Genomic DNA, 15,991 nt, shown 5'->3' with positions numbered 1-15,991 from the left:
GGTTGCGCTCGTTGCGGGACTTAACCCAACATCTCACGACACGAGCTGACGACAACCATGCACCACCTGTCACTCTGCCCCCGAAGGGGACGTCCTATCTCTAGGATTGTCAGAGGATGTCAAGACCTGGTAAGGTTCTTCGCGTTGCTTCGAATTAAACCACATGCTCCACCGCTTGTGCGGGCCCCCGTCAATTCCTTTGAGTTTCAGTCTTGCGACCGTACTCCCCAGGCGGAGTGCTTAATGCGTTAGCTGCAGCACTAAGGGGCGGAAACCCCCTAACACTTAGCACTCATCGTTTACGGCGTGGACTACCAGGGTATCTAATCCTGTTCGCTCCCCACGCTTTCGCTCCTCAGCGTCAGTTACAGACCAGAGAGTCGCCTTCGCCACTGGTGTTCCTCCACATCTCTACGCATTTCACCGCTACACGTGGAATTCCACTCTCCTCTTCTGCACTCAAGTTCCCCAGTTTCCAATGACCCTCCCCGGTTGAGCCGGGGGCTTTCACATCAGACTTAAGAAACCGCCTGCGAGCCCTTTACGCCCAATAATTCCGGACAACGCTTGCCACCTACGTATTACCGCGGCTGCTGGCACGTAGTTAGCCGTGGCTTTCTGGTTAGGTACCGTCAAGGTGCCGCCCTATTTGAACGGCACTTGTTCTTCCCTAACAACAGAGCTTTACGATCCGAAAACCTTCATCACTCACGCGGCGTTGCTCCGTCAGACTTTCGTCCATTGCGGAAGATTCCCTACTGCTGCCTCCCGTAGGAGTCTGGGCCGTGTCTCAGTCCCAGTGTGGCCGATCACCCTCTCAGGTCGGCTACGCATCGTCGCCTTGGTGAGCCGTTACCTCACCAACTAGCTAATGCGCCGCGGGTCCATCTGTAAGTGGTAGCCGAAGCCACCTTTTATGTCTGAACCATGCGGTTCAGACAACCATCCGGTATTAGCCCCGGTTTCCCGGAGTTATCCCAGTCTTACAGGCAGGTTACCCACGTGTTACTCACCCGTCCGCCGCTAACATCAGGGAGCAAGCTCCCATCTGTCCGCTCGACTTGCATGTATTAGGCACGCCGCCAGCGTTCGTCCTGAGCCAGGATCAAACTCTCCGATAAAGTAGTTTGACTGACTACGCACATCGCTGTGCGATTTATTTAAAACTTTGAATTAACAGGTACGTTTTGTCTTGTTTAGTTTTCAAAGATCATTATAATGGAGCGGGTGATGAGAATCGAACTCACGACATCAGCTTGGAAGGCTGAGGTTTTACCACTAAACTACACCCGCGTTTGAATTGGCGCGCCCGAGAGGAGTCGAACCCCTAACCTTTTGATCCGTAGTCAAACGCTCTATCCAATTGAGCTACGGGCGCTTATCAGGCGACTTAACTATCATACTACCAATCAGTTATGATGTCAAGTGTTTTTTTATTTCTTTTCGAAGTCTTTTTCTCGACCTCATTCATTATACACGCTTTTGAGAATTTGTAAAGTCTTTTTTTAAAAGATCATTTTCTCATTTGTCGTTTTCGCTTTGTTCATCAGCGACGTTTAATAATATACCACGCACTTTAAATTAGGTCAACACTTTTACGAAACTTTTTTCTCACTTGTTATTCCCTTCTATATAATAAATAAAAAAGCAGGATTCCTAGGAACCCCGCGTCTATTCAGATTACCCGCTCACCTTGGCTTCCGCGCTATTACGATCTGTTTTTTCATAAGCACGGAAGTTTTGTTCAAGCTGTTCGAGTGACAGACCTTTCGTTTCCGGAAGGAACCTTTTCACAAATATAACGGACGCTATCCCTAACAAGACAAAAATGAAGAAGGTTGCAGACAATCCGATGTTTGCGAGCAGGACCGGAAAAGTGAAACCCACAAGGAAGTTCACGATCCAGAGGCAGAAGACAGTGACCCCCATACCAAGTCCCCGCAATCGAAGCGGGAATATCTCCGACAGCATCAGCCAGGTCACCGGAGAGACAGCCCCCTGCTGAAACGCAAGGAAAGTGACTGTTAATGAAAGAACCACATAAGGAAGAGCGGGCGATCCTTTCAGCACGACAGACAGAACTCCGATCAAAAGCAGCACCGCAGTCGTTCCGATCAGCCCCGTCATCAGCATCGGGCGGCGGCCGACTTTGCCGAGAAGCCATATTCCTACAAAAGTTGCGAGCACCGAAATCACACCGTTAGCGATATTGCCGATTAATGCGGCTTTTGTCTCGAAACCGGCATCTTTTAAAATTTGAGTTCCATAATACATAATTGAATTCACGCCGGTGAGCTGCTGCACTACCGCAATTCCGATCCCGACAAACACAATGCGGCGCACCCACGGAACGGCAAGATCCTTAAAGGCGGCCTGCTCCATCTCAGCTTCCTTATGAAAGGCAGATTCAATCTCAGCGAGCTCAGACTTCGCTTTCTCTTCATTCCTTATTCGCCGGAGAACGTGCAGAGCATCTTCTTTTCTTCCTTTAGAAACCAGCCAGCGCGGACTTTCAGGAACTTTCAGCATACCGAAAAACAAGAATACCGCAGGAAGAGCCGCGATAACGAGCATATAACGCCAGGCGTGAGAGGTATCACCAAGCACATTGCCGATAATAGCATTACACGTAAAGGCAAGCAGCTGGCCCGTTACAATCATCAATTCATTTTGGGTAACCATTCTCCCTCGGCTTTCCGCCGGCGACATTTCAGCCAAATACGCCGGAACGGTTACGGATGCTCCCCCGACGGCAAGCCCCAGCAGAAAACGGGAGATGACCATAACAGATACGTTAGGCGCCAGTGTACATCCAAGCGTCGCTGCAAAGAACAAAACGGCAAGGATAAGGATATTTTTACGTCTGCCGTTATAGTCCGACAATCTCCCTCCGAAAACTGCTCCGATCGCAGCCCCCAAGAGCAGGGAGCTCGCCACCATCCCTTCAGTCAAAGCGGTAAGATTAAGCTGGTCAGCTTCCGCCATAAACGGCAGCGCCCCATTAATTACACCTGTATCGTAGCCGAAAAGTAGACCCCCGAACGTCGATATTAAAATGATGGTTCTCAAAAATGAATGCTGGCTGCTATTTTTATTCATCTTCAAATCCTCCTAGTTTTTACATAGAGATAATATCAGAATATTCAGTTATCAATATTTGCACCCATAACGTCTGCATACAAGTTCTGACCGTACAAAACAGTTATATAAGAAGAAAATAATCCGAAAGCGTTATCATTTATAGTGATTATCCACTCTCCCCTCTCGTCAAATTGTTATTTTATAGTTACTTTGTAGTGAAGTTATAATGATATTATTGGCATTTATGTTATTATCATAATTTTAAAAGCGCTTTCAGTCAATGAATATTTCAGAAAATTTTATAACTTACCTTTATATTACCTATATGTAACCAATTTATGTTTTTAATCAACTCATTTTCACTATACGATCAATAGTTAATCTCTTTTTGATAATTAATTGATCATATATTGAAAACCCCCAATCAGCAGTTGGGGGTTTTTGATTTATTCTTCGTTTATTGTAACGATCGTTCTTCCTCTCGCTTCTCCTTTTAAAAGAGCAGGAAGCGTATCCGGCAGCTCTTCAAGTGTAATTTCCTTTTGAATAAAGGCCTCCAGATCTGCAGGCTTGAAGTCATCAGCTAAACGCTGCCATGTTTTCTTTCTTGTCTCCATCGGACAGAATACGGAATCGATTCCCAAGAGACTGACGCCGCGCAATATAAACGGAAAGACTGTAGCCGGGAGTTTCGTTCCCGCTGTCAGTCCGCTCACAGCAACTGATCCGCCGTACTGAATCTGGCTGAGAACTGAAGCAAGCGGCTCACCTCCGACCGGATCGACGGCCGCTGCCCATTTTTGTTTTTGCATCGGTTTTAACGTGCCGTTATACACTTCGTCACGGTGAATGACCGTCTTTGCTCCGAGGCTCTTCAAATAGCCGCTTTCGTCTTCTTTTCCCGTACTGGCCTCGACCTCGTAACCTAAGGTTGAAAGAATGGAGACGGCAAAGCTTCCGACGCCGCCTGTCGCTCCTGTCACCAGCACCTTCCCTTTTTCAGGAGCGGCATGGTTCTCTTCAAGACGCTGGACGGACAATGCGGCAGTGAAGCCGGCGGTTCCGATCGTCATGGCTTCTTTAAGTGTCAGACCTTCAGGCAGCGGCACGATCCAATCTGCCGGAATGCGGGCCATCCCGCTATAACCGCCAAAGCGGGAAACACCTATGCCGTAGCTTGTCGCAATGACTTTATCCCCCTCTTTGAAACGGGCGTCATCTGAGGAAACGACGATTCCTGCTAAATCAATTCCCGGCACGAAAGGGTACGACGTTACGATCTTGCCGTCAGGAATGGCAGCCAAGCTGTCTTTATAATTCACCCCTGAGTAGCAAACCTTAATCAGCACTTCACCCTCGGGAAGGTCCTGAACCGCCAGCTCCCGTACGCTGACTGAAAACCGGTCTTCACGTTGATCGACTACTAACGCTTTAAATTGATCTGTCATCACTACGTCTCCTTAAAATGAATTGAATGGCTTTGGAAAAGCATAAAATAAGTTTGATTTGTTTTCAAATGTCCTGCCCCGTGTAGTATGATCAAAAGTAAAAACAGCGAAAGAGTGGTTACGCATCATGTCTGATAAACAAAACAAAGATAACAAAAACAACAACAGCAGCAATCAGCCATTACCGGACATTATTCATACCGCCGTTTTCAAGGCGCCGATACAAGTTGTCTGGGATACGGTCTCCACTGCGGACGGCCTGTCTCTCTGGTTTATGCCGAATGATTTCACACCTCAAGAAGACAGTGAGTTTCAGCTGGAATCTCCGTTCGGTCCGTCTCCGTGCAAGCTGCTGGATATTGAAGCGCCGTACCGCCTTTCTTTTTCGTGGGATACGGAAGGCTGGATCGTTTCTTTTGTCTTAAAGGAAACGGAAAGCGGAGATACGGAATTCACTCTCATTCACGGCGGATGGAAAGAGCCGGAAGCCGTCATCAATAAAGTCAATCGGAAAAGCTCCGAGATTCACAGTACGATGGATCAAGGATGGAACGGGCTAGTCAACACGAAACTTCGCGGAGCGGTTGAGGCTTAACACAAAAGGACGGACACGCTTTCCGTCCTTTTTTTGATGCCGATACATAAAAACTGACTTTGCAAAGACACTAACAGAAGAACCGAAAACTTCTTTCAGGGGGCGCTGTTTATGTATTATTACAAAGAAGAGCTGATCAATATCATTAAACCGGACAAGCCGGACCCGGCCGCGGCCAAGGTGCTTCAGGAAATTTTAGGCGGGCACTACGGAGAAATGCGGACGATGATGCAATACTTTTTCCAAAGCTCTAATTTCAGAGGAAAAGAAAAACAGTTCCGTGACCTGCTTCGCGGTGTATTTTTAGAAGAGATCGCACACGTTGAGCTTGTCCAGCATACGATCAATGCGCTGCTCGACGAAAGCGGCGCTGAGGGCCCCGGAAATCAGGCGGCAGATCAGGCGCCGCTTGACGAAGCAGTTAAACACGCCAATCCGCACCATTTTATCATCGGAGCGCAAAGTTCTCTTCCTGTAGACGCCGGCGGCAATCCATGGAACGGGTCTTGGGTATACAACCACGGGAATCTGATTTCCGATTTATTGGACAATGTCGTGCTGGAATCAACCGGCGTGCTGCAAAAGACACGCATTTATGAAATGAGTTCAAATCAGACGTTCAGAGAAACACTCGGTTTTCTGATCGTCCGTGACAACGCCCATCAAAATGCATTTACAAAAGCGTTGGAAACACTGGGTGTCGAATGGGGCAAATTATTTCCCGTGCCGAATTATGATATTGAAAAATACCCGGAATGCCGGAAATTCGTTGAGATGGGTTATCATAATACCCAATTTAATTTCAGACTGGATCCGACACGGATCGGAGAAATTCTACAGGGAACGACGCCGAGCCGAAACGGCGGCGAATTAAGTGTGTCCGAGCCTCCTAAAGGTTTCCCCGTGCCGGAACTTCCTGAGCTTCCGAATGAGCACAGCCCCGGACTGAAAGATATGAACTTGTAACAAAAAACGCCTGTTTCGGGCGTTTTTTGTTTTTCTGAATATGAGGTTTGAATGTGTTTAAAACGGGGAATATAAGCCGGGAGATCTTGCCATACGGCCGTTATTATAATGTGAGCACATTGCTGTACATACTTCGTTTCGAAAGTTGTCCTAATTTTCCAGCCGGCCGGCTGGGTATGTTTGAATGATAATGGGAATTATGTAAAGAGAACAATGTCTTTTCTAAGGAGGCAGCGAATGTCTAAGCAAGGAAACTTCCAGAAAACTATGTCACTTTTTGATCTTATTTTAATCGGCATGGGAGCCATATTCGGTTCGGCATGGCTGTTTGCCGTCAGTAACGTCGCCTCTAAAGCGGGCCCATCAGGCGTTTTTTCCTGGCTGATCGGCGGGGGAATCATCTTATTGATCGGCTTGGTTTATGCGGAACTGGGCGCCGCGCTGCCGCGGACCGGGGGAATTATCCGTTATCCCGTATATTCACACGGACACCTCGTCGGATATTTAATTTCCTTTGTCACCATTGTGGCATACACGAGTCTTATTTCTATAGAAGTCACGGCAGTCCGCCAATACGTGGCGTATTGGTTTCCCGGTTTGACCGTAAAAGGCTCCGATTCTCCGACAATTGCCGGGTGGATATTGCAATTTGCGCTGCTCTGCCTGTTCTTCCTCCTCAATTACTGGAGTGTCAAAACCTTTGCGAAAGCAAACTTCATTATTTCGATTTTTAAATATGTCGTACCGATTACGGTAATTGTGGTACTGATTTTTCATTTTCACCCGGGCAATATGACCGTTCACGGATTCTCGCCTTTTGGTTTCACCGGAATTCAGGCCGCGATTTCCACAGGCGGCGTCATGTTTGCATATCTTGGGCTGCATCCGATTGTGGCTGTCGCGAGTGAAGTGCAGAACCCCAAGCGGAACATTCCGATCGCATTGATTGTCTGTATTATCGTGTCTACTATTATTTACACCGTGCTGCAGCTCACTTTTATCGGGGCGATCCCAGCGGATACCCTGAAGCACGGATGGCCGGCTATCGGGACTGAATTCTCCCTTCCGTTCAAAGATATCGCCGTTTTGCTAGGTTTGGGGTGGCTGGCGACATTGGTCATTTTAGATGCGATTTTATCACCGGGCGGTAACGGAAATATCTTTATGAATACGACTTCACGTCTCGTCTATGCCTGGGCCAGAAACGGAACATTATTCAGCATTTTTTCTAAAGTCAATAAAGAAACCGGGACACCGCGCGCCTCCCTTTGGCTTTCGTTCGGTCTGGCTGTTTTTTGGACGCTTCCGTTCCCTTCTTGGAACGCTCTTGTCAACGTATGCTCCGTCGCATTGATTCTGTCTTATGCGATTGCGCCGATTTCTTCTGCGGCGCTGAGAGTCAACGCGAAGAATATTAACAGACCGTTTTATTTAAAAGGGATGAGCATCATCGGGCCGCTGTCGTTTATTTTTACCTCTTATATTGTATATTGGTCCGGATGGCGCACCGTATCCTGGCTTCTCGGTTCTCAAATTGTCATGTTTCTGATCTATCTCTGTTTCAGTAAATATGCTCCCAAAGATGATGTCAGCATACGGCAGCAGCTGAAATCAGCATGGTGGATCGTCGGCTTTTATGTCATGATGCTGATTTTCTCCTATCTCGGCTCGTTCGGCCACGGATTGGGCATTATCAGCAATCCGCTTGACCTGATTCTGATCGCCATCGGTTCGCTCGGTATTTATTACTGGGCAAAATATACGGGACTGCCGAAGGCTATGATCGACAGTGATAAATGACGAATACCGGAAAGAAGTATGGTTTTCTTTCCGGTATTTTTATTTTAAGGGATGACAAAAAAGAGAACATGCGATAAAATGAATGACAGTCATTCATAAAAGGAGGAACCCCTCTATTGGCAAAACAAAGCTCGGGAAAATACGAAAAGATCCTGCAAGCCGCGATTGAAGTCATTTCTGAAAAAGGATTAGACAAAGCATCCATTTCAGAAATCGTCAAAAAAGCCGGAACGGCCCAAGGGACGTTTTACTTATATTTTTCTTCTAAAAACGCACTGATATCCGCGATTGCAGAAAACCTGCTCGACACTACGCTGGACAGAATAAAAGGGAAAACGGACGGTTCTGAAGATTTTTGGACGTTGCTGGACATTTTGGTAGATGAGACATTTCACATCACCCGGCTTCATAAAGATATTATCGTTCTCTGTTATTCCGGTCTTGCCATCGATCATTCAATGGAGAAATGGGAAGCCATTTATCAGCCTTATTATTCCTGGCTGGAAGGCGTGATCAATACGGCCATTGAACAGGGTGAGGTCCACAGCGGCATTCATGTCAGATGGACGGCCAGAACGATTATCAACGTTGTCGAGAACGCGGCTGAACGGTTTTATATCGGCTGTGAACAGGATGTCGATCTCGAAGTATATAAAAAAGAAATATTCAGCTTTCTCAAAAGAAGCTTGCAGAAATGATTGGCGGAGACCGATCATTTTTGACCGCCGTAAAAATGACTGACATTCATTCATAACTGAGGTGACTGTATCATGTATTGGCTGCTTGTATTGATAGCCGGACTGTTAGAAGTAGTTTGGGCGTCCGCCCTGAAGCATGCGGATTCGCTCTTTGATTGGATTGGTATTTTCCTTCTGATTGCCGTCAGCTTTCTGATGCTGATCCGCTCTTATAAAAAAATTCCAATGGCTGCCGCATATACCGTTTTTGTCGGAATAGGCACCGTCGGCACATATGTAACGGGCGTCATTTTAGGCGAATCGTTTTCAATCGGGCAAATATTCTTTTTGGCTTTGCTGTTGTCCGGCATTTTAGGAATGAAGGTATTTACGAAAGAAACTGAAACAAGGGGTGAACATTAATGGCATGGCTGCTGTTATTTATTGCCGGAGCGGAGGAAGTTGTAGCGGCCGTTGCCATGAAACATATTGACGGTTTTAAAAAAAAGTGGCCGCTGATTGTCATGGTAACAGGCTTTATGCTTTCATTCTTTTGCCTTTCCGGAGCGATGCAGGTTCTTCCCACAGGTGTCGCGTATGCCGCTTGGACCGGCATGGGAAGCATCGGCGTTTCGGCCGTGGGCATACTTTGGTTTAAAGAAAAATTCAACCTGTCACAATTGGTGTCTCTGGGGCTTATCCTCATCGGTGTCATCGGCTTAAAACTGACAGCGTGACGGCCTGAGACAGCTTTTCAAATAAAAAACAAAGGACCCTAAACGGGCCCTTTGTTTTTTTATGCTGTTTTGATCTGTTCTGCTTTTCCCGCTCCGACTCCGAAAATAAAAATCAGAACGGAGACTGCGATCAGCATGAATAACGGAACCGTCCAGCCGTGCGTGATGTCATGCAGCAAACCGAATACGAGCGGCCCGAACGCGGCAAGCAGGTATCCGAATGACTGAGCCATGCCGGAAAGCGCCGCGGCTTCATGAACATGCCGTGTCCGCAGGCTGAAGAACATCATCGCCAAGCTGAACGCACATCCTCCCGCAATTCCGATCAAAATGACCCATAGCGGAGTGAGAGCCGGGCTTCCGAAAAGAACGCCGGCAATGCCGATAAGGAAAAATAAAGCTGTCAGTCCGGCGAGTGCGCGCTGATTTTTCATTTTAGCGGCAGCGATCGGCACGATAAAAGTAATCGGCAGGACTGAGAATTGCATTAATGAAAGCATCCATCCCGCCTTACTTGAGCTGAGACCATTCTGCTGAAGAATTTCCGGCAGCCAAGCGATGACGGTGTAAAAAATAAGGGATTGCAGCCCCATGAACATCGTCACCTTCCAAGCCAGCGGAGACCGCAGCAGACTGCTTTTCTTCTCTCCGTTTGTCCCAGTCGTGCGGATAGGCAGTTCGCGTCCTCGCATTTGCGGAATCCACATGACAAACGCAATGAAAGAAAGGATAGCCCAGCAGCCGAGCGCGCCTTTCCAGCCTAACCCCGCTGAAGAGGCGATCGGCACGCTGATGCCGGATGCAATCGCGCCGCACAGATTCATAGAAACCGAGTAGACGCCGGTCATGATGCCTAAATTTCCAGGAAACTTATGTTTAATGAGACTCGGCAGCAGGACGTTGCATACGGCGATCGACAATCCCAACAGAATCGTTCCGAAAAAGAGAGTGCCGATTCCGGCGATGGAGCGCAGCAGAGTTCCGGCTGTCAGGACAATTAATGATGACAGTAACACAATCTCGGTCCCGAAGCGCCGCGACAATAAAGGAACAAACGGCGACAGACATGCAAAGGCCAAAAGCGGCACTGTCGTAATGGTGCCGGCAGCCGCATTGGTCATGCCGAGGCTGTCCCGAATTGAGGAAACGAGCGGCCCGACCGATGTCAGAGGCGCTCTGAGGTTGGCCCCTATCAATATGACTCCGATGACCAGCAATATCAGTTTTTTACGCTGATTTGCTTGCAGAATTTGATGTTCGTCTTTAATTTTCATGTTCATCCTCCATGTGTATTGTATCTTTAAATACTGTGATGTATTGGTTGACGGCCTCCATGGCCTGATCCGGCTTCTGTCCAATAATCGCGGCGGCAAGCTGGGTGTGGATCCGTATAGCAGGGGTGATTTCCAACAGGTTATGGACTGACGCACAAAGCGCCTCCGTCATATGCTCGTAAAGATCAGAAAGCATGTTGTTATGGGCTGCCTGTACAATGGTTTTGTGCAGTTTAATGTCAGCCTCGGCATATCGTTTTCGATCTTCATTTTGCAAGGCCGCTTCACATTCATCCAAGCATGCCTTCAGTGCTTTCAGGTCTTCGTCATTACGCCTTTCCGCCGCCAATCGCGCAGCTTCTCTTTCGAGTGCGTATCTGACTTCTAATGTTTCAAGCAAATTTGATTTTTTAATATGGCGGTAAAATGCCGCGCCGAGAACACTGGATGAGCTGACATACGTACCGCTCCCCTGCCTTGTCTGAAGCAGGCCGGCATGTACGAGCGCCCGAATGGCCTCACGCAATGTGTTTCGGCTCACATCAAATTGCTTCATTAAATCCAGCTCAGGGGGAATGCGCGTCCCGACCGGCCATTTATCCGATTGAATTAACCATTCAATTTGCGCCACCACTTGTTCTACGAGCGACAGTCTGCTTGTTTTGGATATCTCCATCAAAACACCTCTGAAATTTGTAGGATGATTCTATCATTGGGTAATATAATAACATAAAAGAAGCGAAGATGTAAATCAGCGGCAACAAAAAAAGAGTGAGTTTTTCTCTCACTCTTCGGCGTTTTTATGAACGTTTTATATTGACTGAGGTCACGACAAACTTGTCATGACGGTGGCGGGAAAATGAATATTCAAAGGGAGTGCCGTTGTCCAAAAAGCCTACATGCTCGACTTCAAGTATCGGGGCATCCGACCGGCAGCCGAGATATTGCTGATCCATATCATCCGACTTGCACGCTCTGATTTTTCTGTGTGAGCCTGCGATTTTGAGCTGGAGTTCCCGCGTAATATGATCGTAGATGGAATGGTTGAGCACCTCGTCATTAATGCCGGGTATAAGGCTCGCCGGCATGTACGTTTTTTCAAGAACGTACGGTTCGCCTTCAACAATTCTGAGCCTCACTACATAATAGACGGGAGTCTTTTCATCGATGGCCAAATGCGCGGCGACATCTTGAGACGGAAACTGCACTTCAAACCGGATGACCTTGCTCTTGATATCTTTGTCTTTTAACAAATTGCTCAGGCCGAGAATTTCGTTGCTGACTACGTGAACGTGCTCATCCTGCATGGCTGATTGAATGATAAACGTGCCGTGCCCTCTTTTTCTGAAAAGCATTCCTTCAGCCGCAAGTGTATCAAGCGCCCGCTTCATCGTCATCCGGCTGCACCCGAACTCCGCAGCGAGCGTCTTTTCATCCGGGATCGGCTGATCTATGTCATATACACTGCTTTTAATCCTCTTTCTCATTTCGTTGGCGATTTTTTCGTACTTATTCATCGGTTTCCTCCGGCTGTATAATGTTTGATCTGTATAGACTCCTTACGGTTATCATAAATTTTTTTCCCTGCTTCATCAATGACGTTACAGCCGCCGAAATTGAAATTGAAAGGATTTCCTCGAATTTTCTATGGAATCTCCCTCACTATTATGGTAGAATTTTTTGCAGAAACGGACACAACCGAATATTGCATACATTGTATAACCTCAATGATATGGTTTGAGGGTGTCTACCAGGAACCGTAAAATCCTGATTACAAAAATTGTCCCGTACACTTTTTGTAATCAGGATTTTTTATTTTCTAAAAAATAAAAAAAGGAGTATCTGCACATGAATTTCAAAGTATTTCTGCTTGCAGCATCTACCATCGCAGTCGGATTAGTTGAATTAATTGTGGGCGGTATTCTTCCGCAAATCGCTTCCGACTTAGATATATCCATCGTCAGCGCGGGGCAGCTGATCAGCGTGTTTGCGCTCGGTTACGCGGTATCCGGCCCGCTGCTTTTGGCAGTGACGGCAAAGGCTGAACGAAAGCGGCTTTATTTAATCGCACTGTTTATTTTCTTCCTAAGTAATCTGGTGGCTTATTTCAGTCCCAATTTCGCCGTACTTATGGTGTCACGGGTTCTCGCTTCCATGAGCACAGGGCTGATTGTCGTCCTTTCTTTAACGATTGCTCCTAAAATCGTGGCGCCTGAATACAGAGCGCGGGCGATCGGCATCATTTTCATGGGGTTCAGCTCCGCAATCGCTTTAGGCGTGCCTGTCGGTATTATCATCAGCAATGCCTTCGGGTGGCGCGTTCTGTTCTTGGGAATCGGCGTATTATCTCTCGTTTCCATGCTGATTATCAGCGTCTTTTTTGAAAAAATACCTGCCGAAAAAATGATTCCGTTTCGTGAGCAGATCAAGACGATCGGGACCGCCAAAATTGCCAGCGCACATCTTGTCACCTTGTTTACATTGGCGGGGCATTACACACTCTATGCCTACTTTGCGCCTTTTTTGGAAAGAACGCTTCATTTGAGTTCCGTTTGGGTCAGTGTATGCTACTTTTTGTTCGGTCTGTCAGCGGTATGCGGCGGCCCGTTCGGAGGCTGGCTGTATGACCGTTTAGGAGCATTTAAAAGCATCATGCTTGTGACCGTTTCTTTCGCTCTGATCCTGTTTATTCTTCCGCTGACAACGGTTTCTTTAATCATTTTCCTGCCTGCGATGGTGATCTGGGGATTGCTCAGCTGGAGCCTTGCGCCGGCGCAGCAAAGTTATTTAATCAAAATTGCGCCTGAGTCTTCCGATATTCAGCAAAGCTTCAACACGTCCGCTTTGCAGATCGGCATCGCGCTCGGGTCAGCCATCGGCGGCGGCGTGATCGGACAAACCGGTTCAGTCACAGCAACAGCCTGGTGCGGCGGTTTGATTGTCATTATCGCTGTCGCGTTAGCTGTATTCTCTTTAACGAGACCCGCTTTGAAAAGAAAATCCGCATAAATGTGAGACCGCAAAAAAGCCAAAGGAGTTCCTTCGGCTTTTGCGGTCTTTTTATTTTGCGGCAGCGAGCTCGTCTTCTGTCACCCATTTATGATTGGTTACTTTTTGGCCGCCGTCAGTCGGTGTATAGTCGACCATATAAACGGTTGTCTTTTTGGCTGAATCAATAACGGCTTCGGCGCCCTTCATGCCTTTCATATGGGATGCCTCGATCACGGCCTTGTCACCCGGTTTTAACGTTTTATCCCCGGCGCCCTTCAGCTCTTCCTGAATGACCCATTTATGATCTTCGACGCGCTTTCCTCCCGTTTCCGGAGTGTAAGATACACTGTAAACCGTTGTATCATAAGCACCTTTTACGGTTCCTTGCGCATTTTTCATGCCTTTCATATGAGAAGCTAAAATCATGACGTCACTGCCGACTTTATAAGTCGGATTTTCGGCCTTCTTTAAACCTTTCGGCACCTCGGATGAACCTGAGTGATTCATGTCTTCGTGAGAGTGCGTTTCTTTGTCTTTCGCTTTTTCGCTTCCTCCTGAAGATTGGCTGTTGCATCCGGCAAGCGCCAGAACGGGGATCAGGAGAAACATGCTGAATAAAAATAGTCTCGCTTTCATTTCAAGAACTCCTTTGCCTTTTTGATTTTTCACTTCCCTTTCGTTTCTTCAGTAAAACAAAAAGATTGCCTGTCATTTCTCCTAATTCTTCAACTCTCTCTTTATTGCCTTTCATCAGGTGAAATTGTTCACAAAATGTACACATTAATGGAGATGCAGTATAATTCAATTATCAGATAATAGGGGGAACTCATCATGAAAACGAAGGTTTTTGCGGTGGTATTGGGCGCTGTTTTAATGATTGCGGGGTTGGTTTTGGCAGAAGTTTCGCTTTATATGGAATACATCACAATGCTCGGAGCTATGATTTTTTCTTCTATATTTATGTCAGAGCCGAAAAGAAAATTTCGCGTCATCAAAGGGGTTTGACTTTTCTATTACCGCCGTCTTCTCAGGACGGCGGTTTTGTTTTGCATGTCACTCAGTCTATCCGCACAGCCGTTTCTTCTGTGCCGTCCTGATATAAAACGAAATGCGGGGCTGTTTGTGCTTTATCACCTGCAAATTCAATTTCAAGCGGCAGCGCCCTGACAAAATAACGGGTTTCCGTCATTGGGAATAATTCGAATGGAGTCTGCCCGTCTATTGTAAGATACAATCGGTTTTCTTTTACCGCCACCGATGCATGTGTGTCATCCTGAAATGAGTAATTGCCGGTAAATCTGCTGTAAATCGCAGGATCGATATCTGCTTTTTTCTGATCTGCCGGACGTTTCGGAATCACGTATGGCTGATCAAATAAGATGTTTACAGCCGCGGCAATCACAGCTTGTTCAAATTGATACGATTGTTCCATATTGCTGAGATAAATCAATGTTTTATTCTGGTCAATATACCGGATCATCAGAGTTGAATAGCCCGGCCAGCCTCCGTCGTGACTGATAACCTTCCCTTTTTGGGGGCTGTTTTGAATCATCCAGCCAAATCCGTATCCGAATTGCTCTTCTTCATTCCAATAGCCCGGTGTAAACGCTTGATCTTTAGACTCTTTGCCGATGATTTCTTCCGTATAAAGAGCCTGATCAAACAGATATAAATCTCTAATAGCGGAGTTAACGGTTCCGTCACCTTGAATTCCGTCAAGAAAGACGACATAATCAGTTTCCTCAAGTTCATCCGGCAGCACATATTCTCCGGAATGAACATCATACACATAGCCATATGCATAGTTCGGAATGTTTTCTTTACTCAGCCTTCTGTTATAAATCCGCGTATCGTGCATACGAAGCGGATGAAATACGGCTTGTTTCATAAATTCAGCAAAACTCATGCCTGATACAATTTCTATAATAACCGCTAACACCACATACCCCGTATTACTGTAAAGCCACTCCTTGCCCGGCGGGAAATAAGCATCCGGCTTATGCTGCTTGAGCATATTGATCACATCTTGATGAACGGCAATTCTCTCCCGGTCCCAATGTGTTAAGAACAACTCCATATAGTCCGGCAATCCTGACGTATGATGGAGTAAATGCCGAATGGTAATGCCCGGATAAGGAAAATCAGGAAGCCACCGCTCTATCATATCGTCATAACGCAGCTTCCCTTGCTGCTCTAAAATGATAACGCCTAAAGCTGTAAACGGCTTCGATACTGAGGCCAATTCAAAGACCGATTGGTCATTCAGCATCCTCTTTGTTTTCAGTTCTGCAGCGCCGAATGAACCTTGGTATAAGATGCGGCCGTTTTCCGCTGCCAATACAGCGCCGTTTATTTCATGTCTTTCGTCTAAAGTGCTGAAAAGCTGTTCAAACGCTTGTTTTTTCTTATCGTTCATTTCACG

General features: G+C 46.8%; 15 protein-coding genes, 2 tRNA genes, 1 rRNA gene and 1 riboswitch (1 of these 19 cut by a window edge). Of the genes, 8 read left to right on the top strand and 10 right to left on the bottom strand.

Features of this window, described 5'->3' with window-relative positions; genetic code table 11:
- From NYE42_RS03085 to NYE42_RS03065, 5 genes are all read right to left on the bottom strand, one after another.
- A 16S ribosomal RNA gene (locus NYE42_RS03085) occupies window positions 1–1,121 on the bottom strand (it extends 429 nt beyond the left edge of the window).
- 98 nt (window positions 1,122–1,219) lie between these two features.
- Window positions 1,220–1,293 (bottom strand) — tRNA-Gly (locus NYE42_RS03080).
- An 8-nt stretch (window positions 1,294–1,301) separates the two neighbouring features.
- A tRNA-Arg gene (locus NYE42_RS03075) sits at window positions 1,302–1,378 on the bottom strand.
- A 302-nt stretch (window positions 1,379–1,680) separates the two neighbouring features.
- Window positions 1,681–3,099 carry a sugar porter family MFS transporter gene (locus tag NYE42_RS03070; RefSeq protein ID WP_251257279.1) on the bottom strand — a complete coding sequence of 473 codons (1,419 nt, stop codon included), beginning with the start codon at window positions 3,097–3,099 and terminating at the stop codon, window positions 1,681–1,683.
- Window positions 3,100–3,527: 428 nt separating this feature from the next.
- Window positions 3,528–4,529: an acryloyl-CoA reductase gene (locus NYE42_RS03065; RefSeq protein ID WP_007409291.1), complete on the bottom strand. Its 1,002-nt coding sequence runs from the start codon at window positions 4,527–4,529 to the stop codon at window positions 3,528–3,530.
- Window positions 4,530–4,656: 127 nt separating this feature from the next.
- On the opposite strand from NYE42_RS03065, the gene NYE42_RS03060 reads away from it, so the two are divergent.
- From NYE42_RS03060 to NYE42_RS03035, 6 genes are all read left to right on the top strand, one after another.
- Window positions 4,657–5,124 carry an SRPBCC domain-containing protein gene (locus NYE42_RS03060; protein WP_020955414.1) on the top strand — a complete coding sequence of 156 codons (468 nt, stop codon included), beginning with the start codon at window positions 4,657–4,659 and terminating at the stop codon, window positions 5,122–5,124.
- 111 nt (window positions 5,125–5,235) lie between these two features.
- Window positions 5,236–6,090 carry a manganese catalase family protein gene (locus tag NYE42_RS03055; RefSeq protein WP_007409292.1) on the top strand — a complete coding sequence of 285 codons (855 nt, stop codon included), beginning with the start codon at window positions 5,236–5,238 and terminating at the stop codon, window positions 6,088–6,090.
- A gap of 237 nt (window positions 6,091–6,327) precedes the next feature.
- Window positions 6,328–7,890 (top strand): APC family permease, encoded by a 1,563-nt coding sequence (locus NYE42_RS03050; RefSeq protein ID WP_015239284.1) that lies wholly within the window; start codon window positions 6,328–6,330, stop codon window positions 7,888–7,890.
- Between the two features lie 116 nt (window positions 7,891–8,006).
- Window positions 8,007–8,588, top strand: coding sequence for a TetR family transcriptional regulator (locus NYE42_RS03045; RefSeq protein ID WP_007409294.1), 582 nt, complete (start codon window positions 8,007–8,009; stop codon window positions 8,586–8,588).
- Window positions 8,589–8,660: 72 nt separating this feature from the next.
- On the top strand, window positions 8,661–8,990 hold the full coding sequence (locus tag NYE42_RS03040; RefSeq protein WP_003156023.1) for a multidrug efflux SMR transporter: 330 nt from the start codon (window positions 8,661–8,663) through the stop codon (window positions 8,988–8,990).
- Window positions 8,990–9,304 carry a multidrug efflux SMR transporter gene (locus tag NYE42_RS03035; RefSeq protein ID WP_003156024.1) on the top strand — a complete coding sequence of 105 codons (315 nt, stop codon included), beginning with the start codon at window positions 8,990–8,992 and terminating at the stop codon, window positions 9,302–9,304. Before NYE42_RS03040 ends, NYE42_RS03035 begins: the two co-directional genes overlap by 1 nt.
- Before the next feature lie 59 nt (window positions 9,305–9,363).
- Here NYE42_RS03035 and NYE42_RS03030 read toward each other — a convergent pair whose 3' ends face one another.
- The 3 genes from NYE42_RS03030 to NYE42_RS03020 all read right to left on the bottom strand — a co-directional run bounded on the left by NYE42_RS03030 (window position 9,364) and on the right by NYE42_RS03020 (window position 12,095).
- Window positions 9,364–10,578 (bottom strand): MFS transporter, encoded by a 1,215-nt coding sequence (locus NYE42_RS03030; RefSeq protein ID WP_199022391.1) that lies wholly within the window; start codon window positions 10,576–10,578, stop codon window positions 9,364–9,366.
- Complete coding sequence (locus NYE42_RS03025) at window positions 10,568–11,254, bottom strand: FadR/GntR family transcriptional regulator (RefSeq protein WP_040238466.1); 687 nt, start codon at window positions 11,252–11,254, stop codon at window positions 10,568–10,570. The genes NYE42_RS03030 and NYE42_RS03025 overlap by 11 nt, the downstream gene beginning before the upstream one ends.
- Before the next feature lie 124 nt (window positions 11,255–11,378).
- Window positions 11,379–12,095 carry a GntR family transcriptional regulator gene (locus tag NYE42_RS03020; RefSeq protein WP_352426747.1) on the bottom strand — a complete coding sequence of 239 codons (717 nt, stop codon included), beginning with the start codon at window positions 12,093–12,095 and terminating at the stop codon, window positions 11,379–11,381.
- Between the two features lie 177 nt (window positions 12,096–12,272).
- Window positions 12,273–12,372, top strand: a riboswitch (purine riboswitch).
- A gap of 54 nt (window positions 12,373–12,426) precedes the next feature.
- Here NYE42_RS03020 and NYE42_RS03015 point away from each other — a divergent pair.
- A complete protein-coding gene (locus tag NYE42_RS03015; RefSeq protein ID WP_007409299.1) occupies window positions 12,427–13,587 on the top strand; it encodes an MFS transporter in 1,161 nt (386 codons plus the stop codon).
- A 51-nt stretch (window positions 13,588–13,638) separates the two neighbouring features.
- Here NYE42_RS03015 and NYE42_RS03010 read toward each other — a convergent pair whose 3' ends face one another.
- A complete protein-coding gene (locus tag NYE42_RS03010) occupies window positions 13,639–14,205 on the bottom strand; it encodes a YdhK family protein (RefSeq protein ID WP_007409300.1) in 567 nt (188 codons plus the stop codon).
- A 195-nt stretch (window positions 14,206–14,400) separates the two neighbouring features.
- On the opposite strand from NYE42_RS03010, the gene NYE42_RS03005 reads away from it, so the two are divergent.
- The gene (locus NYE42_RS03005; protein WP_007409301.1) at window positions 14,401–14,574 is read left to right on the top strand and encodes a hypothetical protein; all 174 of its coding nucleotides are present in this window, start codon (window positions 14,401–14,403) and stop codon (window positions 14,572–14,574) included.
- A gap of 52 nt (window positions 14,575–14,626) precedes the next feature.
- Here NYE42_RS03005 and NYE42_RS03000 read toward each other — a convergent pair whose 3' ends face one another.
- On the bottom strand, window positions 14,627–15,985 hold the full coding sequence (locus NYE42_RS03000; RefSeq protein WP_352426746.1) for a serine hydrolase: 1,359 nt from the start codon (window positions 15,983–15,985) through the stop codon (window positions 14,627–14,629).
- Window positions 15,986–15,991 lie beyond the last annotated feature (6 nt).

It is taken from the genome of Bacillus sp. FSL K6-2865, from assembly GCF_040311405.1.
Taxonomy (GTDB): Bacteria; Bacillota; Bacilli; order Bacillales; family Bacillaceae; genus Bacillus; species Bacillus velezensis.
Note: the sequence above shows the minus strand (reverse complement) of the source record. Positions and strands in the feature narration are given on the sequence as shown.